Here is an 18,147-nt window from a genome sequence, read left to right on the forward strand (position 1 = left end):
CAACGGGGCGGCTCCGGCGGCCTGCCGCGCGTTCACGCAGCAGGCTCGACATGTTCCGTCGGGGGCATCTTCGCGAGCGTCAGTCCGGCATGCCGTCGTGGTCCCCGAGCGGCCTGGCGGGCCAGTCCACCCAGCGGTCCGCGCGGGTAAGCTCGTACGCCTCGTTCTTCGGGTAGCGGATGCGGTTGTCGTCGCGCGGGCGTTCGCCGATCACCATCAGCCTGACCTCGTCCTTCGTGTTGTTGATGAAGGTGTGACAGATGCCGGTGCCCGCCGGAAACGCGACGGAATCACCTTCGGCAACGGGGTGCAGCACGCCGTCGATCCAGACATCGGGCTTGCCCTCGAGCACGTACACAAACTCCTGCTCGGTGCTTTCGGCATGCGGATATGACGTCCGCCGACCCGGCAGGAGCCTCACGTGATGAATGCCGATACGGGTGATGCCGAGTTCGGCGGAAAGCGGTGCGTCCAGCGCCATCGGCTCGGTGTCGCCGCGATAGCAATGCGCTTCCGGTTCTTCGAGCTCGGTCCAGTGCTTGATGAAATCGGGGCGGGTCATTGGGTGCTCTCCTTTCGGGGGATGTCGACTGCGGCGATTCACGCGCCGGCGTCGGCAGCGGTTTGCGCTCCGTCTCGGCGAATGGACCTCCGCCGATAACTTGCCGGCCGATGCGAAACGACGGTTGCGCGTCGCGGCTGCCGGGCGGCGGGATGTGTGGCCCGCATGTCGCCGGCGAAGCGATCGGCGACATCCACGGTATTTTGCGACGAACCTGTTTGCATTGTGGAAATGACGTGCGAGACGCGCGCATGCCTCCCGCCGCGTACCGCCGCGACTATAGCCAGCCGTTGCGGATGAACTCGACGATCGAATAGCGGCGGTGCTCGAGATCGTGCTGCCGGACGGCATCGACGATGCGCGATACGCCATCCGCGTAGGGCGTATCGCCCACCACGCGCGATTCGAACTGCAGGCTGCACGCACCGTCGTCGATGCGTATCCGGTGAATCGCGTGGCGGCCGAGCTGATCGTCGGCGACGGCGAATTCGCTGCGCTGCACGTCCGGGTCGCGCACGGAGCGGATGTCTTCCGGCGGCACGCCGAGCGACTGGCCGATCCCGACGGCCGTGCCCGGGACGGACGTCTTGCCGGCCTGGTGCGACTCCGTCAGGCTGATCCGGCAGTCGTGAAACAGGTGGCCGCTGGTTTCCAGCATGCTCATGAACTTGAGCATCAGGATGTTCGTGTTCGGACACAGCACGACCGGGAAAGCGTACGCGCCGGTTTCGAGCACGGAGCCGGTGGACAGCTCGACGAGCGGCGACGCGGTGGCCTCGCAGAACGCGATGACGTCAGGGAGTTCGCGGCCGGAACCGGCATGCACGACGATCGAGCGGGCGTCGACATGCCGGGCGTCGCTACGCTGTGCATCGTTGTGCGTGCTGTCCGACCACGCGATCACGCGACAGGTTGCGGGGTCGAGCCGGTGCGCGCCGAGCAGTTCGCTGGCCAGCTTGCCGGTTCCTACGACGAGTACTTGCATGGCATTGACGGGTTGAGGTTCGGAATTCGTTCAGGACGGGAAATGGCGCCGGCTGTCGGGTGGCCCGGCACGGTCGCGGCGCGTGCCGCCGCAGCGGCCTCGCGCATTATGCCCGGCCGTCCGCGTGCGCGCCCGCCGGGCCGCGCAGGCGGCGTGCGGTGCGTCAGCTCGCCGACACCGTCGGCAGCCACGCGTTCGCCGCATTCTGCGTGGCGAGCTGTTTCGCGATCGAGCGCGCGAGTCGATCCGTATCGGACGCCACCGTGTCGTGCTTCGCTTTGGACACGCCATGCAGGCCGGCGCCGACCGCTGGCCTGCGTGCGGGCCGCCGGCGCGGCGGTCATGGCGGTAGTCGCGGTCGATGCGCAGCCGCGCACCGCGTGCACCATGCGTCGAACCTCGACTATCTCGATGCGAACTACGGCGGCGTGCTGATCGTGTTCGACCGGCTGTTCGGCACCTATGTCGCCGAGCGCGCCGACGAGCCGTGCCGTTTCGGCCTCGTCACGCCGACCCGTTCGCGCAATCCGTTCGTCGTCGAACTCGAACACTGGGCGAGCCTCGCCCGCGACGTCGCGACGGCCCGCGACGTGTGGACGGCGATCCGCTTCGTGCTGCTGCCGCCGGGCTGGCGCCCGGACAACCAGGGCGAAACGACGGGGGAACTGCGCCGCCGCGGCCTCGTCGCCGTGCGCACGGATGCGTGAACGCGCTACGCTGTGTCGAATTGCCGGCCGCGCATGCGTGCCGCGGCCGGCATGACCCATGCAATACGCATCATCAAGCAACCCTCGATCCAGGAGAAAACATCGATGGAACACGATCTCAAAGGCAAGGCAGTCGCGATCACGGGCGGATTCGGCCATCTGGGCATCGCGACGGCCGCGTGGCTCGGCGCGCGCGGCGCACGCGTCGCACTGATCGGCCGCGGCGCGGCCCCGGCGGCAGAGGTACTGCCCGGCGTGCCGGCCGACGCGCTGCGCATCGGCGGCATCGATCTGGTCGATCCGCAGGCCGCCGCGCGGGCGCTCGATACCGTGCAGCGCGAATTCGGCCGGGTCGACGCGCTGCTGAACATCGCGGGCGCGTTCGTGTGGCAGACGATCGCCGACGGCGACGCCGCCACGTGGGACCGCATGTACGAACTGAACGTGAAGACCGCGCTGAACGCATCGAAGGGCGCGCTGCCGCACCTGCTGGCGAGCCCGGCCGGGCGTATCGTCAACATCGGCGCGGGCGCGGCGTTCAAGGCCGGCGCGGGAATGGGCGCCTATGCGGCCGCGAAGGCCGGCGTCGCGCGGCTCACCGAGGCGCTGGCGGCCGAACTGCTCGACCGTGGCGTGACGGTGAACGCGATCCTGCCGAGCATCATCGATACGCCGCCGAACCGCGCGGACATGCCGGACGCGGATTTCACGCGCTGGGTGCGGCCGGAACAGATCGCGGCGACGATCGGGTTCCTGCTGTCGGCCGACGCGCAGGCGATCACCGGCGCGTCGATCCCGGTGACCGGCCGCGTCGCGTAGTCCGGCGGGCACGGGCTCGCGCTCGCGCGGCGGCCGGCCGTGCGTACAATGGCGCACCGGACACACGCGAGCCCAGCCCGAGACCATGCATCAGCCCCATATCCTGATCGTCGAAGATGAAGTGGCGATCGCGGACACGATCGTCTACGCCCTCGGTACCGACGGCATGCAGACCGTCCACTGCACCCTCGGGCAGGCGGCGCTCGACCGCCTGCGCGATGCGCGCTTCGACCTCGTCGTGCTCGACGTCGGCCTGCCGGACCTCAGCGGCTTCGAGGTATGCCGGCGGCTGCGCACGTTCTCCGACGTGCCGGTGATCTTCCTCACGGCGCGGCACGACGAAATCGACCGGATCGTCGGGCTCGAGATCGGTGCTGACGATTACGTGGTCAAGCCGTTTTCGCCACGCGAGCTGGCGGCCCGGGTGCGCGTGATCCTGCGGCGTTTCCACCGGGCGGCCGCCCCCGAATCGATACCCGCGCCCGCGCCGGCACCCGCCGCGACGACCGCGCCGGGCTTCACGGTCGATACCGATGGCGCGCGCGTGTCGTGGCTCGGCCACGCACTGGATCTCACGCGCTACGAATTCGGGCTGCTGGCGCTGCTGGTCCGGCATCCCGGGCGCATCTATTCGCGCGAGCAGCTGATGGATCTCGTGTGGCACGAGGCCTTCGATTCGGCCGACCGCACGGTCGACACGCACATCAAGACGCTGCGCGCCAAGCTGCGCGCGATCGACCCCGAGCGCGACCCGATCCGCACCCATCGCGGGATGGGTTATTCGCTGCAACCGTAACGACCGGCACCGCCCATGCATATCGGCCTGCGCATCTTCTTCGGCTTTTTCCTGATCGTCGGGCTGGCCGCGCTGATCACGCTGCGCGTGTTCGTGCAGGAGGTGAAGCCCGGCGTGCGCGAGGCGATGGAGGACACCCTCGTCGATACCGCGCAAGTGCTCGCGACGCTGGCCGCCGACGACATGGCCAGCGGCCATATCGCCGACGGCGCTTTCGCGCGGCAGCTCGCGCAACTTCACGAACGCCCGGTCAGCGCGAACGTGTGGGGCGTGCAGAAGAACGTGATCGGCTACCGCCTCTACATCACCGACGCGCACGGCATCGTGCGCTACGACTCGACCGGCCGCGCGCTCGGGCAGGACTATTCGCGCTGGAACGACGTCTACCGGACGCTGCGCGGCGAATACGGCGCGCGCAGCACGCGCAGCGATCCGAACGACGACAGCAGCACCGTGATGCACGTGGCGGCACCGATCCGGCGCGGCAACGAGATCATCGGCGTGCTGACGATCGCGAAGCCGAACCAGACGGTCGCGCCGTTCATCGCGCGCAGCCAGCGCAAGATCATGCTGTACGGCGCGCTGCTGATGGGCGGCGCGATCCTGATCGGCGTCGCGTGCACCTGGTGGCTGGTGATCGGGCTGCGTCGCCTGCAGCGCTATGCGCGCGCGATTGCGGCGGGCGAGCGGGCCGACATGCCGCTGCAGGGCGCGAGCGAGCTGGCCGAACTCGGGCGCGCGGTGGAAAGCATGCATCAGCGGCTGGAGGACCGGCAGTACGTCGAGACCTACATCCACACGCTCACGCACGAGATGAAAAGCCCGCTGGCGGCGATCAGCGGTGCAGCCGAACTGTTGCAGGAAGACATGCCGGTTGCGAACCGCCGGCGCTTCACCGAGAACATCCGCCGCCAGGCCGGCCGCCTCGAACAGATGATCCGCAAGCTGCTCGCGCTCGCCGAAGTCGAACAGAAGCAGCGGCTGTCGGTGCGCGAACCGGTCGCGCTGCGGCCGGTGCTCGAACAGCTCGTCGACGATATCGAGCCGCGCGCGCGGCAGCGCGGCGTGAACCTGGCGATCGACGCGAACGACGCGGCCGACCCGGCGGTCGTCGAAGGCGATCCGTTCCTGCTGCGCCAGGCGCTCGGCAACCTGCTCGACAACGCGCTGGATTTCGCGCCGCGGGGCAGCACGATCCGCATCGCGCTCGAACGGCAGCCGGCGGGCAGGGCGCACGTCGCGATCGTGCGCGTCGCCGATGACGGCCCCGGTGTGCCCGACTACGCACTGGCGCGCGTGTTCGAGCGCTTCTATTCGTTGCCGCGCCCCGACGGGCAGGATCGCAGCACGGGCCTCGGGCTGTGTTTCGTCCGCGAAGTCGCGATGCTGCACCGCGGCCAGGTCGCGCTCGCGAACCGCGACGAAGGCGGCGCGTGCGCGACGCTCACGCTGCCGTCGTCGGCCTGACCGCGCTTCACGTTCGCCCCACATTCGGCCCACATTCGCTTCACACCGGCTTCAATCGCCCTTCACCGGGCCGACGCATGCTGGCGGTACCTTTTACTCCGGTACCTGTCGGCCATGAATCGAGTCCTGTTGTTCAAATTCGCGATCACCGCGTTGCTTGCGCTGCTGATCCTGATCCCGCTGCAGATGGTGCAAAGCATCGTGCACGAACGCTCCGCGTATCGCATGGACGCGCTGCAGAGCATCTGGTCGAGCTATGCGGGGCCGCAGACGGTGTCGGGGCCCGTGCTCGTCGTGCCTTACACGGAAGTCACGCGCGTGCGCGACGAGACGCCCGCCGGCGGTGCGACGAAGACGAGCCTGAGAAGCGAGACGAAGCGCCTGCTCGTGTTTCCGAAGACGCTGAACGTCGACGGCACGCTGACGACCAGCGTCCGCTATCGCGGCATCCACAAGGCGCTGGTGTACGAACTGACGAGCCGGTTGACCGGCACGCTGGCGTTGCCGGACCTGAAGAAGCTGCCGCAGGCGGACGGCCACGTGAGCTTCAAGGTCGACAACGCCTATGTCGCGATCGGCATCGGCGACATTCGCGGGCTGACCGCGCAACCCGACCTGCGTATCGGCGGCGCGCGTTTCGACGTGGAGCAGGGCACGCGGCTGGACAGCCTGCGCCAGGGTGTGCACGCGAACATCGACCTCGCGGCGCTGGCCGAAGCAGGCGCGGGCGCGGGGGCAGTTGTGCCGTTCAGCATCGACCTGCCGCTGCGGGGCGCGGAGTCCGTCGCGTTCGCGCCGGTGGGCGACCAGAACGATTTCTCGTTGAAGTCGACGTGGCCGCATCCGAGTTTCGACGGCGCGTTCCTGCCGAACAACCGCACGGTCGATGCGCGCGGCTTCACTGGCAACTGGCGCGTGACGTCGTTCAACACGAAGGCGCGCGAGCAGATCGCGACCGGCAACGGGGACAGCGCGATCGAAACGGCGTCGGTGTCGATGATCGAACCCGTGAACGTCTATCTGCAGGCCGAACGCGCAACGAAGTACGGCGCGCTGTTCGTGATGCTCACGTTCGCGAGCTTCTTCATGTACGAGCTCGTGAAGCGGCTGCGCATTCACCCGATCCAGTACACGCTGGTCGGCCTGTCGCTCGCGTTGTTCTTCCTGCTGCTGCTGAGCCTCTCCGAACACATCGCGTTCGCGTACGCGTATCTCGCGGCGAGCGGCGCATGCATCGGGCTGCTCGGCTTCTACCTGTCGTTCGTGCTGCACAGCGTGAAGCGCGGCGCGGTGTTCTCGGCGCTGCTTGCGGTGCTGTACGCGGCGCTCTACGGGCTGCTGCTGTCGGAAGACAACGCGCTGATGCTCGGTTCGCTGCTGCTGTTCGCGATCCTCGCTGGCATCATGACGCTCACGCGCCGCGTCGACTGGTATTTGCTCGGCGCCGCATGGCAACCGCTGGCCGACAAGGCGGCCGCGGGCGCCGTGAAGCCGGGCGCGCAGGCGAAGTAGGCACGCGGGTGGCGAGCGCGCCGGTCGGCAATGCGACGGCCGGCGCGTCATCCGGCGCGGGACAGCCGCGCTTCACGCGTGCGGTGCGGGCCGGCGAAAACGCGCGAGCGGAATTTCGGCGACGGCGGTGATCTCGATCAGCAGGTCGGGATGGTAGAGACGTTCGACCTGGACGGTCGTCGTCACCGGATAGGGCGCGGCGAAATACGTGTTGCGGATGTCGCCGGCCTGCATGAAGGCATCGATGTCGGTCGCGTAGTGGACGAGCGAGATCACGTCCTGCATCTGCCCGCCCATCGCGGCGAGCACGGCGCGGATGTTGTCGAGCGTCTGCCGTAGCTGCATGCGCATGTCGCCGTGGCCGACCACCCGGCCGTCGCGGTCGAGCGCCACTTGCCCCTTCAGATGCACGATCCGGCCGTCGCCCTGGATCACGGCCATCGAGAACGCGCCGAACGGCGCCCAGACTTCCGGCGGATTCACTGCTTCGGCCATCACGCGGCTCCTGTGGGGGGCGGCCGCACGGTTTGCGGCGAGCGGCCGCGCAACGGAGGCGCGCCGTCGACAGCACCGCCCGCTTCGTCGACAATCGCGCCATTATGGATGAACGCGCGGCGACGCATGGGGCGTTGTTCCGCGATCACGACGACACACATGGACGATATCCGCGTCATCAAGGATCGTGCGGCGCTCGACGGCAGCGCGTACGTCGAACTCATGGGCGGGCCGTATGCGCGCACCTGCTGGAATGCCGGGTCGCTGTTCTTCGACGAGGAAGTGTTCGGGCTGCTCGAGGCGGCAATCGCGCGGCAGATCCCCGACTACGACCATTACACGTTCAACGCCGTCGGCATGGCCGACTGGCTTGCGATCGTCGCCGAACTGGCCGACACGGGCAGGCGGCTCGGCAACGCCGCGCAGCGCACCGACGCGCTCGACCGGCTCGGTTTCATTTTCAGCGGATCGCGGCAGGCTTTCGTCGCTCGTCTCGACGCAAGCTGCGCCGCGCTGGCCGGCGTGATCGCGGAAGTCGACGCGTGGACGCGCGACGTTCGGCTTCGCCACGACCAGGTGACGATCCTGGGGATGTGACGCGGCGCGTGCCGGCTGTCACCACCGACAGGCCGGGCGGCATCCACTTATACTCGAGCTTTTCCGCCATTCGATTTTCGCCGTGCCCACGCCTGCCCCCACCGATCCGTCCATCGACGATCCGCGTCCGACCCCGCCCGTACAACCCGAACTGGAAGACTGCTGCAACAGCGGTTGTTCGCCGTGCGTTTTCGACCTGTACGACGAAGCACTGGCGCGCTATCGCGTCGAACTGGCGGAGTGGGAAGCGCGGCACGCGCAGCACAAGCCATGACGACAAGCCCGATGCCGGCGAGCGGTGCGCATTTGCCGCGCGTATCGAGCCGCGCCGGCAGTGGGCGCCGATCCCGCGTCACGCGCCCGCATGTAGCCGCCGATGCAGCGGCCCGAGCATGGCCGACAGCGCGATGCATGCGAGCAGCACGGCCGTCAGCGCGAACATCGACGTTCTGAAGCCCTGCACATAATCGAGCGCGGCCGGATGCGTGCCGAGCCGGGCGAAGAACACGCCGCCGAGCGTCGCCGCGCCGACGGCCGCGCCGATCTGCAGCATCGCGGTGACCATGCCGGATGCCACGCCCGCGCGCGCGGTATCGACTTCCGCGAGCACGATCCGCACGACCGACGGCAGCACGAGGCCCTGGCCGACACCGATCGCCGCGATCCCCACGTAGAAGCCGGGGCCCGGCGCGGCCGCACCGGCAAGCGCGGCGGCCGTCGCGACGCCGGCCGCGAGCATCGCGAAACCGAGCGTGAGCACGCGATAGCCGCCGAACCGGCCGACGAGCCGCGGCATCAGCAGCGGGCTCGACAGGAAGCCGAGCCCGAGCGGCAGGATCGCGAGCCCCGATGCGAGCGGCGACCAGTTCAGGCAGCCCTGCAGATAGATCCCGTAGCTCAGGAAGAACGCGCTCAGCGTATAGAACAGGAACGCCAGCACGAGCCCGAGTGCGACGACCGGGTTCCGGAACAGGCGCACGTCGAGCAGCGGATCGTGGCCGCCCGCGAGACGGCGCGCCTCGACCGCCAGCAGCGCGCCGAGCATCGGCAGCGCGCCGACGAGGCACGCGACCATCCACAGCGGCCAGCCGGCCTCGCGCCCGTGCGTGAGCGGGTAGACGAGCATCAGCAGGAACAGCGACAGCAGGGCCATGCCGGGCACGTCGATGCGCTGGCCGCGCGGCGGCCGGCTTTCCGGGATGAAGCGCCAGCTGCCGATCAGCGCCAGGATGCCGATCGGCAGATTGACGAGGAAGATCGCGCGCCAGCCGAGCCCGAACGGATGCAGGCTGATCAGCGCACCGCCGCCGAGCTGGCCGATCACGGCCGCGAGGCCGAACACGAAACCGTAGAAGCCCATCACGCGCACCTGCTCCTGCGGGCTGAACACGCTGCGGATCGTCGCGAGCACCTGCGGCGCGAGGATCGCGGCGAACAGGCCCTGCAGCACGCGGCCGCCGACCAGCACCGCGCCGCTGCCGGCGAGCCCGCACAGCGTCGACGCGACGACGAAGCCGGCCATCCCGATCATGAACATGCGCTTGCGGCCGTACAGGTCGCCGAGCCGGCCGCCGGTGATCTGCACGACGGCGTTCGCGCATGCGTACGCCGACACGACGAGCTGCAGCTCGGCCGGGCGCGCGCCGATGCCGTCGCGGATGGCCGGTAGCGCCAGATTCACAATGAAGTAGTCGAGCGGCGGCAAAATCGCGCCAACCAGCAGGACCACCAGCGCCCAGCCGTGGTGGCTGCGCGGTGTCGCCGCGGCGGCCGTGCCGGCCGGGCCGCAGGGGGCAAGGGTGTCGTGGGTCATGGAAACCAGTCCGAAGAAACGAGGGCCGTATCCAGGCCGGACGCGGCGCCGGGGGCGCCGGTTCGGCCGGGGGCGGGCGATTGACCCCCATTCTGGGTGGCGGCAATGAATCGGAAAAGCGGGAATTGGTGGTAGCATCCATCGGGTTATTCGATGGATGGAGAAGGGCGATGCGCGGTTTCGACCTGGATCAGTTGCGTACTTTCGCGGCGGTCGCGGATGCCGGCAGCCTGACGGCCGCCGCGCCGCTGCTGCACCTGTCGCAGTCGACGGTCAGCGAGCAGGTGCGCAAGCTCGAATCGCGCGCCGGCGTTCCGCTGTTCGTGCGCAGCAAGCGCGGCGTCGAGCCGACCCCGGCCGGCTCGCGGCTGCTGCAGCACGCGCGGCGCATCGTCGCGCTGAACGAGGCCGCGTTCGACGAAGTGCGCGGGCAGGCGATCAAGGGCGAGCTGCGCGTCGCGATCACCGATTACTACCGGACGAACGAAGTCGCGGGCCTGCTCGCCAGGCTGCGGGAGTGCTACCCGCAACTGAGCCTGCACGTCAGCGCGATGAAGAGCGCGGACATCGAGGCGGCGCATGCGCGGGGGCAGGTCGATCTCGGCGTGGTGATGAACCTGTCGAGCGGGCCGTTCCGGCCGGCGTCGGCCGATACGCGCTGGGTGCTGCGGCGCGAGCCGCTGTCGTGGGTCGCGTCGCCCGCGCTCGCCGAGCAACTGCCCGAGCCGTTGCCGCTCGTGCTGCTGCCGGACGACTGCATGATGCATCAGGTCGCGGTGCGCGCGCTCGACGAGCGGCATATGCCGTACCGGCTCGTGCACAGCGCGTCGGGGGTCGCGGGGCTGCAGTCGATGCTGGCGGCGGGGCTCGGTGTGGGCTGTCTGTGCGCGTCGGCGATTGGCGAGGGCATGATGCGGCTCGGCGCGAAATACCGTCTGCCGCCGCTGCCCGACGCGGTGTTTTCGCTGACGCCGCCGATGCCGGGCGAACGCGAAACCGTCACGCAGGCGCGCGAGGTGCTGTCGCGGCAATTGCTGATGTAGAACCGAGGAACCGTGGAACCGGGCCGCGCGATGCGCGGCGGCGCGTACCTGAGAGGCGCGCCAGGAGAAAAAAATGAACGACGAACTGCAACGCCAGATGGCCGCGAAGCTGCAGGATGCGCTGGAGCGCGTGGTCGACGAACGCTCGCTGATCCACTTCCTGCGCGTGCTCGGCCACGACTGGAACAAGGAGCGGCAGCTCGAGGCCGACCTGCCGCCGTCGCCGTATGCGCGCGCCGCGCTCGGGTGGGAAAACCACTCGATCGGCGAGTACCTGGACGCGATGGTCGACTGGGCCGAGGCATCGGAGGAAGGGCTGCGCTACTACGACGTGCCCGACAATCCGTGGCGGCGCATGGCGGACATCCTGTTCGCCGGGAAAAGCTACGAATAGCGCCGCTCGGGCGATTCGTTCACTGCACGTTCGCCGCTGCGAATCGCTCAACCGTCCAACCGCCCAGCCGTCCAACCGCCCAGCCGTCCAACCGCCCAGCCGTCCAACCGCCTATTCGACCGGTTCGCCGTTCACGTACGCACGCAGCCCGTCGGCCAGCGCATCGAACACCGCGCGGCAGCGCGGGCTCGTGCGCAGGTCCTCGTGCATCACGACCCAGGTTTCCAGCTGCATCGCGGGCCCGTCCGGCAGCACGCGCACGAGCCGCGCGTCCCGTTTCGCGAGCCCGGTCTGGCAGAAGCCGATCCCGTAGCCGGCGCGGATCATCGCGAGCTGCGCCAGGTTGCTGTCGGTGCGCAGCGAGAACGCGTCGCGCTTCCACATCGGCATGCCGCGGCCCGCCGAGCGGATGAACGGCGTGACCGTGTCGAAGCCGATCAGCGCGTGATGCGCGAGTTCGTCGATCGTCGCGGGCGCCCCGTTGCGCGCCAGGTAGTCGTCGCGCGCATACAGCGCGACATCGATTTCGCCGATGCGCCGCGCCACGAGCGCCTCCTGCGCGGGCGGCGCCATCCGGACCGCGATGTCGGCCTCGCGCTTGAGCACGTCCTGGATGCGGTCGGTCGGCACCAGCTCGATGACGAGCCCGGGATGGTTGCGCCGCAATTGCGCGAGAACCGGCGGGAGCACTTCGACGGCGATCACGTCGCTGGCCGAGATCCGCACGATGCCGCGCACGCCGGCGCCGTGGCTCGCGGCCGCCCGCTCGAACGCGGCGGCCGCGCTGCGCAGCGCCTCCGCATGGCCGCGCAGCGCGAGCGCCGCCTCGGTCGGCAGCAGGCCGGACGGCGAGCGCGTGAACAGCGTCTGGCCGAACGCGGCCTCGAGTGCCGCGACGTGGCGGCCGGCCGTCGGCTGCGTGATGCCGAGCGCCCGCGCCGCGCCGGACAGCGAGCCTTCCGTCAGCACGGCCAGGAAGGTGCGGTAGCGTTCCCAGTTCAGATCGGTGGTCATGCATAAATGTATAGCTGATCCATTGTGTTCGGCAATTCCTTGATAGCCTCCGGCGCGCCAGAATGCGTGTCATGACGGTTCATTCAAGGAGAGCGGCAATGACGAACCACGCAGGCGGGACGCAACGGCAGGCACTCGTGCTCGGCGCAAGCGGCGGGATTGGCGGGGAAGTCGCGCGGCAGCTGCGCGATGCGGGCTGGCAGGTGCGCGCGCTGAAGCGCGGGCTCGACGCCGAGGCCGTGGAGCGCGACGGCATCGCATGGATGCGCGGCGACGCGATGGACCGCGACGCGGTCGTCCGGGCCGCGCGCGGGTGCAGCGTGATCGTGCACGCGGTGAATCCGCCCGGCTACCGGAACTGGGCCGGGCAGGTGCTGCCGATGATCGACAACACGATCGCGGCGGCGCGGGCGGAGCAGGCTACCGTCGTGCTGCCGGGCACGGTGTACAACTACGGCGCCGACGCGTTTCCGGTGCTGCACGAAGATGCGCCGCAGCACCCGTCGACGCGCAAGGGCGCGATCCGCGTCGAGCTGGAGCGCCGGCTGCAGGATGCGGCCGCGCATGGCGTTCGCACGATCATCGTGCGCGCAGGCGATTTCTTCGGGCCGAAGCTCACCGGCAACAGCTGGTTTGCAGCGGGGCTCGTCAAGGCCGGGCAGCCGGTTGCGGCCATCAGCGTGCCGGGGCGGGACGGCGTCGGGCATCAGTGGTCGTATGTACCGGATGCCGCGCGCACGATGGTCGAGCTGATCGAGCGGCGCGACACGCTCGAACCGTTCGCGCGCTTTCACCTCGGCGGGCACTGGGACGCGGACGGCACGCAGATGGCGGAGGCCGTGCGCCGCGTCGCGCAGCGGCACGGGCTGCGTCCGACGATGCGCAAGTTCCCGTGGTGGTTCGTGTGGGTCGCGGCGCCGTTCGTCACGACGCTGCGCGAATTGCTCGAGATGCGCTACCTGTGGCGCGAGCCGATCCGGCTAGACAACACGCGGGTGACCGCGGTGCTCGGCCGCGAGCCGGTCACGCCGCTCGATACCGCGATCGAGGCGACGCTGGCGGGGCTCGGGTGTCTCGAGTGAGCAACGGGGGCGCGCGAACGCAATCGCGTTCTGCTATGATCCGCGCTCCCTTCCTCGACGCTGCTGCAGGAAGGTACCCACGACCGCCGGAATGCCGGAGGTCGCGTCGTACCTTTTTCATTTTCAGCAGCGATGTCTACCTTTCCTCGCTTAAAAAAGGCCTTGCAGCGGCAAGGCATCCGTGTCGACCATCACGCCGGCATCTATCACCTGCGCAATGAACTGGCGCAGGCGTCCGTCCTGTTGCCCGCTTCGCTCCCGCTCGAGGAGAAGGCCGTCCAGCAGTTGCTTGCGTTCGCGGCCGTCCGTTCGCCGGATGGCCATCAGCGCGTATGCAAGGCCTGCGCGACGCCGGACTTTCATCCGGGCGGGGTCGCGCCCGTCGGCTCGATCGTCGCGACCGACGACGCGTTCGTGATTCCCGCCGCGATCGGCACCGATATCAACTGCGGGATGCGTCTCGTTACCACGGGCCTCAAGCGCTCGGCGCTCGCGCCGTTCGAGACGGCGCTCGTCGAGCGGCTGACGCGCGCGATTCTCGCGGACCGGCGCGACGTGCCGGTCGGCAGCGATGCCTTCCGCGCGCTGTTCGACGCGGGCCCGGCGGCATTCGTCGATCGTGTCGCGCCGCAGGGGCTCTGGGCGCACGTCGACCGCGACCGGCTCATCGACGAACTGTCGTCGTGCATCGGCCTCGACCGGTTCGACGGCAGCGCGAAATACGCGCCCGACGCGCACGTCGGGTCGCGCGAGGTATTCCGCGACCCTTGCCTCGGCACCCCGGGCTCGGGCAATCATTTCGTCGAACTGCAGGTGGTCGACGCCGTGTTCGACCGGCATGCGGCCTACCGGGCGGGACTCGCGAAGGACGACGTCGTCGTGATGATCCACAGCGGTTCGCGCGATGTCGGCTTCTACGTCGGGCGACGCTGGATGGACCGGGCGCGCGCGGCATGGCCGGCGGGCGTCAGGCATCCGGAAAGCGGCCTGTACGGCCTTTCCGGCGAGCTGGCGCGCGACTATCTCGTCGCGATGGGCACCGCCGCGCGTTATGCGTGGCTCAACCGTGTCGTGCTTGCCGAGATGGTTCGCAAGGAACTGGCGGAGCTCACCGGCGAGACCCGCTCGGCACTCGTGGTCGACGTGCCGCACAACGTCGTGCTGAGCGAAAACGGGATGAACATCCATCGCAAGGGGGCGACCCCCGCCCGCGACGGCGATCTCGCGCTGATTCCCGGATCGATGGGCGATGCGTCGTTTCTCGCGACCGGGCTCGGCCATCCGGACTGGCTGTGGTCGTGCAGCCACGGCGCCGGCCGCAGCGTGCGCCGGCAGGCGGTGCGGCGGATGCGCGCGGAGCAGGCGCCGGGCACGTGGCGCTGTGTGACGCTGCGCGACGAGCGCCGCATCGAGGAAGCGCCGGAAGCCTACAAGCCGATCGGGCCCGTGATCGACGCGCAGGAGCAGGCCGGCCTCATTCGCAGCGCGGTCCGGTTGAAGCCGTGGGTCACGTTCAAGGCATGACGGGCGGCGGCGGCTTGCGCCGGCCGCCGCCGCGGCTTGCGCCGGGGCCGGCGATACGTCGTCCGCTTTCCCGGGCCGCGGGCTTTGCCCGGGCGTGGGTATGAGCACGGGAAAGCGTCCCGGTGAACCGACGAACCCGCGGGACAACAATTCTCCACATACCCGGGCGCGTCCGGTGAGCATCATGGCCGCAACGTCGATAAAGCGAAACCGGGGGCGCAATGCTGCATTTCGGATGGAAAGTGTCGGTTGCGGGGGCAATCATGTTCGCGTTGAGCGGGTGCACGAACCTGGTGGGTGTGCTGTATTGCGACAACTCGCAGGTCAACTTCCCGGACTATCACTGCTTTCAGCCGTACTAGCAGAGACGGGCGCGGCGACGGAGCGCCGTCGTGCCCGTGTGCCGGCCCGTCACGCGACGACCGGCAGCACCTCCACCGCATAACGGTGCCGAAGGCTGCGCCCGAGCACCGGATCGTGCAGTTCCATTTCGAACGCATCGCCGTCGCCCATCGCCGCGATCGCGCCATGCACGGCGACCGTGCCGCCATACATCGCGCAGCGCGCGGGCATCGTGCGGCGGTCGTCGAAGCGATGCCACAGCACGTCGGGCGCGAGCAGGCCGCTGACCGCGCCGTGCTGGTAGGCCGTGCGCTCGCCGTCGCGCAGGATCAGCCACGCACGCATCTCGATTGCATCCCAGTGATCGGCAACATCCGCATAAAGCCACGCGTCGCGACCGAGCGGTTTCGCGCACACCTGCTTCGACACCGCGACGCCGTAGGCTTCGACTTCGCGATCCGTATGGTCGGAGCCGACGGTCACGAGCGTGCCGGCCGGGCTGTCGACCAGCACGCATTCGATCTCGCCGCCCGAGCGCGCGCCGAGCACGCCGATCGACGGCGCCTGCGTGAGCAGCGCGGCCGACACGCGATAGAAGCAGGGCGTGGTCGACGGCGGCGCAACGCCGAGCGCCGCGAGTTCGTCGATATGCGCGCGGATCGCCGCCGGATCGCGGCCGGCCCAGCCGGCGATCACGACGCGCTCGATCTCGACGTCGACGGTGGCCGGTGCGGGGTGCCGGGAAATCACGTTGAACGACAGGGTTTGCATGCGGGTTTCCGTTTGAAGTCCGAAGGGATGAAGCGACTCGCGGCGATGCTCAATCCGCGAGCGGCCGGTGCGCGGTTTCGCGCGCGACGAGGAGCGCGATCGACGTGACGACGAGCGCGGCGGCGACGTACAGCGATACGGCCGTCGTCGTGCCGGTCTGCCGGAACAGCGTGGCGATCACGAGCGGCGCGAAGCCGCCGCCGACGATGCCGGCGAGCGTGTACGCGAGCGACGAGCCCGCATAGCGCACGCGGGTCGGGAACTGCTCGGTCACGAACGCGCCCTGCGGGCCATACATCACCGCGTGGATCACGAGGCCGATCGCGACGGCCGCGACGATTGCGCCCGGGCGCGCCGAATCGAGCATCGCGAAGAACACGAACGCCCACACGATCCCGGCGAGCGCGCCGGCGAGATAGACGGGCCGGCGGCCGAAGCGATCCGACAGCGCGCCGAAGAACGGCACCGCGAGTGCGTTGCAGGCCGTGCCGATCATCACGGCCGTCAGGGCGACGGGGCGCGACAGGTGCAGCACGGTCGTCACGTAGGTCAGCGTGAACACGACGATCAGCGCATACAGCACGTCCGAACCGATTCGCGAACCGCCGGCGATCAGCAGGCGCTTCCAGTGGTACTTCAGCACGTCCGCGACCGGCACCTCGGCGGTCGCGTGCGATTCGGCGAGCTGTTCGAACTGCGGCGTTTCGTCGACGCCGCGGCGCAGCCAGAAACCGAACACGACGAGCAGCGCGCTGGCCGCGAACGGCACGCGCCAGCCCCACGACAGGAAGTCCCCCGACGTGGTCGACAGCGTCACGAGCGCGATGCAGCCGGTGCCGAGCAGCGTGCCGAACGACGGGCCGATCTGCGTCCACGATGCGGACAATCCGCGCCGCTTCTGGTCGCCGTGCTCGACCGACAGCAGCACCGCGCCGGCCCATTCGCCGCCGAGCGCGACGCCCTGCACGAAGCGCAGCGCGACGAGCAGGATCGGGCTCAGGATGCCGGCCTGAGCATAAGTCGGCAGCGCCCCCATCAGCGCGGTCGTCACGCCCATCAGCACGAGCGTGAGCATCAGCACCGCGCGGCGGCCGATGCGGTCGCCGAGATTGCCGAACACGAAGCCGCCGAGCGGGCGCGACACGTAGCCGACCGCATAGGTCGAGAACGCGAGGATCGTGCCGGCGAGCGGATCGACCGAAGGGAAGAACAGGTGGTTGAATACGAGCGCGGCGAGCGTGTTGTAGATCGTGAAGTCGTACCACTCGAGTGACGTGCCGATCATGCTCGCGGTCGCGAGTCGGCTGTTGCGGACGCGGCGGGGCGCGTGTGCGGCGGGCTGGGCGAGAGTGCTCATGGTGTCGGGCATGTCGTGAGGGGAACGGGATGGAGCGCCGGGCCGATGCGCGGGCGTGCCGCGCGCATGCGATGCGGTCGGCGCGGGCGATCAGGCCGGCAGCGCGGCGGCGGCAGCAGGGTCGGTTTCGACGTCGCCGCGTGCCGCATGCAGCGGCGCGGCGGCGCGCCACAGCAGCGCGAAGGTGCGCACGTCGTCGTGCCCGGCGAGCGTGGCGGCCACGCGGCGCGTCGCGGCCGCATCGCTGCCTTCGATCAGCACGAGCGCGTCGGCCGCCGGGCGGGCGGCCGCATCGGCGCCGATCGGCGCGGACAGGTCGGGCGCGGTGCGAAAGAGCCGTGCGGCGTGGATGCCCGGTTCGTGCAGCGCGTCGTCGAAGCGTTCGCGCAGGTGCGGCACGTCGATGCGATCCGGCGGCAGCACGAACAGCGCGAGATGCGCGCCTTCGCCGTCGCCGGCCTCGATCGTCAGTTCGCCGACGCGCCGCTGCGTGCCCGTCATGCGCTCGAAGTTCGCGAGCGACCATGCGGTCTGCTGCGTGAACGCGCGCCGGTACGCGTCGCCGTGGAACACGTCGAGCGCGTCCGTCACGTACAGCGCGAGGTACTTGCGCGGGCCGCGATCGGTCGCGCGAAAGCGCCGCGCATGCGTGAAGCCCGGAATCGCGACACGTTCCTGCATGTGCTCGCGGTCGTACCACGCGTTGAAATCGGCTTCGTGCGCGGGGTCGATATCCGTCCAGACGCAAAGCTGGCCGTGCGGAAGGGGAAAGCGGGTCATTGCGGGTTCCTCGTGACGGGGGGCGTGTCAGGAACCGCAGTGTCCCGAAGACGGGCCGTGCCCGTCCAACAAGAAAACAAATTCGCG

Annotated in this window: 20 protein-coding genes and 1 pseudogene; 12 read left to right on the forward strand and 9 right to left on the reverse strand. The window is 69.4% G+C overall.

Annotation, left to right across the window (positions count from 1 at the left end):
• Nucleotides 1-79 precede the first annotated feature (79 nt).
• From E9536_RS05575 to E9536_RS42530, 3 genes are all read right to left on the reverse strand, one after another.
• Nucleotides 80-562 (reverse strand): cupin domain-containing protein, encoded by a 483-nt coding sequence (locus E9536_RS05575; RefSeq protein WP_021158171.1) that lies wholly within the window; start codon nucleotides 560-562, stop codon nucleotides 80-82.
• 277 nt (nucleotides 563-839) lie between these two features.
• A complete protein-coding gene (locus E9536_RS05580; RefSeq protein WP_060205101.1) occupies nucleotides 840-1,547 on the reverse strand; it encodes a hypothetical protein in 708 nt (235 codons plus the stop codon).
• Between the two features lie 163 nt (nucleotides 1,548-1,710).
• Nucleotides 1,711-1,833, reverse strand: coding sequence for a hypothetical protein (locus tag E9536_RS42530; protein WP_261324931.1), 123 nt, complete (start codon nucleotides 1,831-1,833; stop codon nucleotides 1,711-1,713).
• Between the two features lie 82 nt (nucleotides 1,834-1,915).
• Here E9536_RS42530 and E9536_RS05585 point away from each other — a divergent pair.
• The 5 genes and pseudogenes from E9536_RS05585 to creD all read left to right on the forward strand — a co-directional run.
• Nucleotides 1,916-2,254 (forward strand): annotated as a pseudogene (locus E9536_RS05585) (sterol desaturase family protein); the annotation flags it as partial.
• A 105-nt stretch (nucleotides 2,255-2,359) separates the two neighbouring features.
• The gene (locus E9536_RS05590) at nucleotides 2,360-3,073 is read left to right on the forward strand and encodes an SDR family NAD(P)-dependent oxidoreductase (RefSeq protein ID WP_136469454.1); all 714 of its coding nucleotides are present in this window, start codon (nucleotides 2,360-2,362) and stop codon (nucleotides 3,071-3,073) included.
• 85 nt (nucleotides 3,074-3,158) lie between these two features.
• Nucleotides 3,159-3,869 carry a two-component system response regulator CreB gene (gene creB / locus E9536_RS05595; protein WP_027789482.1) on the forward strand — a complete coding sequence of 237 codons (711 nt, stop codon included), beginning with the start codon at nucleotides 3,159-3,161 and terminating at the stop codon, nucleotides 3,867-3,869.
• Nucleotides 3,870-3,884: 15 nt separating this feature from the next.
• A complete protein-coding gene (gene creC / locus E9536_RS05600) occupies nucleotides 3,885-5,336 on the forward strand; it encodes a two-component system sensor histidine kinase CreC (RefSeq protein ID WP_060173275.1) in 1,452 nt (483 codons plus the stop codon).
• Between the two features lie 114 nt (nucleotides 5,337-5,450).
• Nucleotides 5,451-6,848, forward strand: a complete 1,398-nt coding sequence (gene creD / locus E9536_RS05605) for a cell envelope integrity protein CreD (RefSeq protein ID WP_136469455.1) — start codon at nucleotides 5,451-5,453, stop codon at nucleotides 6,846-6,848.
• 72 nt (nucleotides 6,849-6,920) lie between these two features.
• On the opposite strand, the gene E9536_RS05610 is transcribed toward creD, so the two are convergent.
• Nucleotides 6,921-7,343: a RidA family protein gene (locus E9536_RS05610; RefSeq protein ID WP_124838583.1), complete on the reverse strand. Its 423-nt coding sequence runs from the start codon at nucleotides 7,341-7,343 to the stop codon at nucleotides 6,921-6,923.
• A 159-nt stretch (nucleotides 7,344-7,502) separates the two neighbouring features.
• On the opposite strand from E9536_RS05610, the gene E9536_RS05615 reads away from it, so the two are divergent.
• Together E9536_RS05615 and E9536_RS05620 are read left to right on the forward strand one after the other, a co-directional pair.
• On the forward strand, nucleotides 7,503-7,940 hold the full coding sequence (locus E9536_RS05615; RefSeq protein ID WP_226112756.1) for a hypothetical protein: 438 nt from the start codon (nucleotides 7,503-7,505) through the stop codon (nucleotides 7,938-7,940).
• Nucleotides 7,941-8,022: 82 nt separating this feature from the next.
• The gene (locus E9536_RS05620) at nucleotides 8,023-8,214 is read left to right on the forward strand and encodes an oxidoreductase-like domain-containing protein (RefSeq protein WP_091919022.1); all 192 of its coding nucleotides are present in this window, start codon (nucleotides 8,023-8,025) and stop codon (nucleotides 8,212-8,214) included.
• Between the two features lie 78 nt (nucleotides 8,215-8,292).
• Here E9536_RS05620 and E9536_RS05625 read toward each other — a convergent pair whose 3' ends face one another.
• Nucleotides 8,293-9,753, reverse strand: a complete 1,461-nt coding sequence (locus E9536_RS05625) for an MFS transporter (protein ID WP_059698695.1) — start codon at nucleotides 9,751-9,753, stop codon at nucleotides 8,293-8,295.
• A 170-nt stretch (nucleotides 9,754-9,923) separates the two neighbouring features.
• On the opposite strand from E9536_RS05625, the gene E9536_RS05630 reads away from it, so the two are divergent.
• Both E9536_RS05630 and E9536_RS05635 read left to right on the forward strand, forming a co-directional pair.
• On the forward strand, nucleotides 9,924-10,796 hold the full coding sequence (locus E9536_RS05630) for a LysR family transcriptional regulator (RefSeq protein ID WP_059485416.1): 873 nt from the start codon (nucleotides 9,924-9,926) through the stop codon (nucleotides 10,794-10,796).
• 73 nt (nucleotides 10,797-10,869) lie between these two features.
• Nucleotides 10,870-11,190, forward strand: coding sequence for a hypothetical protein (locus E9536_RS05635; protein ID WP_060280461.1), 321 nt, complete (start codon nucleotides 10,870-10,872; stop codon nucleotides 11,188-11,190).
• Between the two features lie 111 nt (nucleotides 11,191-11,301).
• On the opposite strand, the gene E9536_RS05640 is transcribed toward E9536_RS05635, so the two are convergent.
• The gene (locus tag E9536_RS05640) at nucleotides 11,302-12,204 is read right to left on the reverse strand and encodes a LysR family transcriptional regulator (RefSeq protein WP_059683961.1); all 903 of its coding nucleotides are present in this window, start codon (nucleotides 12,202-12,204) and stop codon (nucleotides 11,302-11,304) included.
• Between the two features lie 98 nt (nucleotides 12,205-12,302).
• Here E9536_RS05640 and E9536_RS05645 point away from each other — a divergent pair, with 98 nt between their 5' ends.
• From E9536_RS05645 to E9536_RS41335, 3 genes are all read left to right on the forward strand, one after another.
• Nucleotides 12,303-13,286, forward strand: coding sequence for an NAD-dependent epimerase/dehydratase family protein (locus E9536_RS05645; RefSeq protein WP_136469456.1), 984 nt, complete (start codon nucleotides 12,303-12,305; stop codon nucleotides 13,284-13,286).
• Nucleotides 13,287-13,418: 132 nt separating this feature from the next.
• Complete coding sequence (locus tag E9536_RS05650) at nucleotides 13,419-14,810, forward strand: RtcB family protein (protein ID WP_136469457.1); 1,392 nt, start codon at nucleotides 13,419-13,421, stop codon at nucleotides 14,808-14,810.
• Between the two features lie 221 nt (nucleotides 14,811-15,031).
• Entirely contained in the window at nucleotides 15,032-15,172 is a 141-nt protein-coding gene (locus E9536_RS41335) for a hypothetical protein (protein ID WP_166741967.1), read from the forward strand.
• A 49-nt stretch (nucleotides 15,173-15,221) separates the two neighbouring features.
• On the opposite strand, the gene E9536_RS05655 is transcribed toward E9536_RS41335, so the two are convergent.
• The 3 genes from E9536_RS05655 to E9536_RS05665 form a co-directional block, all read right to left on the reverse strand.
• Complete coding sequence (locus E9536_RS05655) at nucleotides 15,222-15,923, reverse strand: DUF2848 domain-containing protein (RefSeq protein WP_136469458.1); 702 nt, start codon at nucleotides 15,921-15,923, stop codon at nucleotides 15,222-15,224.
• A gap of 49 nt (nucleotides 15,924-15,972) precedes the next feature.
• Nucleotides 15,973-17,292: an MFS transporter gene (locus E9536_RS05660; RefSeq protein ID WP_027789470.1), complete on the reverse strand. Its 1,320-nt coding sequence runs from the start codon at nucleotides 17,290-17,292 to the stop codon at nucleotides 15,973-15,975.
• Between the two features lie 78 nt (nucleotides 17,293-17,370).
• The gene (locus E9536_RS05665) at nucleotides 17,371-18,060 is read right to left on the reverse strand and encodes a DUF4286 family protein (RefSeq protein WP_136469459.1); all 690 of its coding nucleotides are present in this window, start codon (nucleotides 18,058-18,060) and stop codon (nucleotides 17,371-17,373) included.
• Nucleotides 18,061-18,147: the final 87 nt, after the last annotated feature.

It is taken from the genome of Burkholderia sp. LS-044 (assembly GCF_004803625.1).
Classification (GTDB): domain Bacteria; phylum Pseudomonadota; class Gammaproteobacteria; order Burkholderiales; family Burkholderiaceae; genus Burkholderia; species Burkholderia cepacia.

Excerpts from the sequence above, each read along its gene's own strand:
- E9536_RS05575 (WP_021158171.1), bottom strand. The coding sequence starts at position 562 with ATGACCCGCCCCGATTTCATCAAGCACTGGACCGAGCTCGAAGAACCG.
- E9536_RS05580 (WP_060205101.1), bottom strand. The coding sequence starts at position 1,547 with ATGCAAGTACTCGTCGTAGGAACCGGCAAGCTGGCCAGCGAACTGCTC.
- E9536_RS05590 (WP_136469454.1), top strand. The coding sequence starts at position 2,360 with ATGGAACACGATCTCAAAGGCAAGGCAGTCGCGATCACGGGCGGATTC.
- creB (WP_027789482.1), top strand. The coding sequence starts at position 3,159 with ATGCATCAGCCCCATATCCTGATCGTCGAAGATGAAGTGGCGATCGCG.
- creC (WP_060173275.1), top strand. The coding sequence starts at position 3,885 with ATGCATATCGGCCTGCGCATCTTCTTCGGCTTTTTCCTGATCGTCGGG.
- creD (WP_136469455.1), top strand. The coding sequence starts at position 5,451 with ATGAATCGAGTCCTGTTGTTCAAATTCGCGATCACCGCGTTGCTTGCG.
- E9536_RS05610 (WP_124838583.1), bottom strand. The coding sequence starts at position 7,343 with ATGGCCGAAGCAGTGAATCCGCCGGAAGTCTGGGCGCCGTTCGGCGCG.
- E9536_RS05615 (WP_226112756.1), top strand. The coding sequence starts at position 7,503 with ATGGACGATATCCGCGTCATCAAGGATCGTGCGGCGCTCGACGGCAGC.
- E9536_RS05625 (WP_059698695.1), bottom strand. The coding sequence starts at position 9,753 with ATGACCCACGACACCCTTGCCCCCTGCGGCCCGGCCGGCACGGCCGCC.
- E9536_RS05630 (WP_059485416.1), top strand. The coding sequence starts at position 9,924 with ATGCGCGGTTTCGACCTGGATCAGTTGCGTACTTTCGCGGCGGTCGCG.
- E9536_RS05635 (WP_060280461.1), top strand. The coding sequence starts at position 10,870 with ATGAACGACGAACTGCAACGCCAGATGGCCGCGAAGCTGCAGGATGCG.
- E9536_RS05640 (WP_059683961.1), bottom strand. The coding sequence starts at position 12,204 with ATGACCACCGATCTGAACTGGGAACGCTACCGCACCTTCCTGGCCGTG.
- E9536_RS05645 (WP_136469456.1), top strand. The coding sequence starts at position 12,303 with ATGACGAACCACGCAGGCGGGACGCAACGGCAGGCACTCGTGCTCGGC.
- E9536_RS05650 (WP_136469457.1), top strand. The coding sequence starts at position 13,419 with ATGTCTACCTTTCCTCGCTTAAAAAAGGCCTTGCAGCGGCAAGGCATC.
- E9536_RS41335 (WP_166741967.1), top strand. The coding sequence starts at position 15,032 with ATGCTGCATTTCGGATGGAAAGTGTCGGTTGCGGGGGCAATCATGTTC.
- E9536_RS05655 (WP_136469458.1), bottom strand. The coding sequence starts at position 15,923 with ATGCAAACCCTGTCGTTCAACGTGATTTCCCGGCACCCCGCACCGGCC.
- E9536_RS05660 (WP_027789470.1), bottom strand. The coding sequence starts at position 17,292 with ATGCCCGACACCATGAGCACTCTCGCCCAGCCCGCCGCACACGCGCCC.
- E9536_RS05665 (WP_136469459.1), bottom strand. The coding sequence starts at position 18,060 with ATGACCCGCTTTCCCCTTCCGCACGGCCAGCTTTGCGTCTGGACGGAT.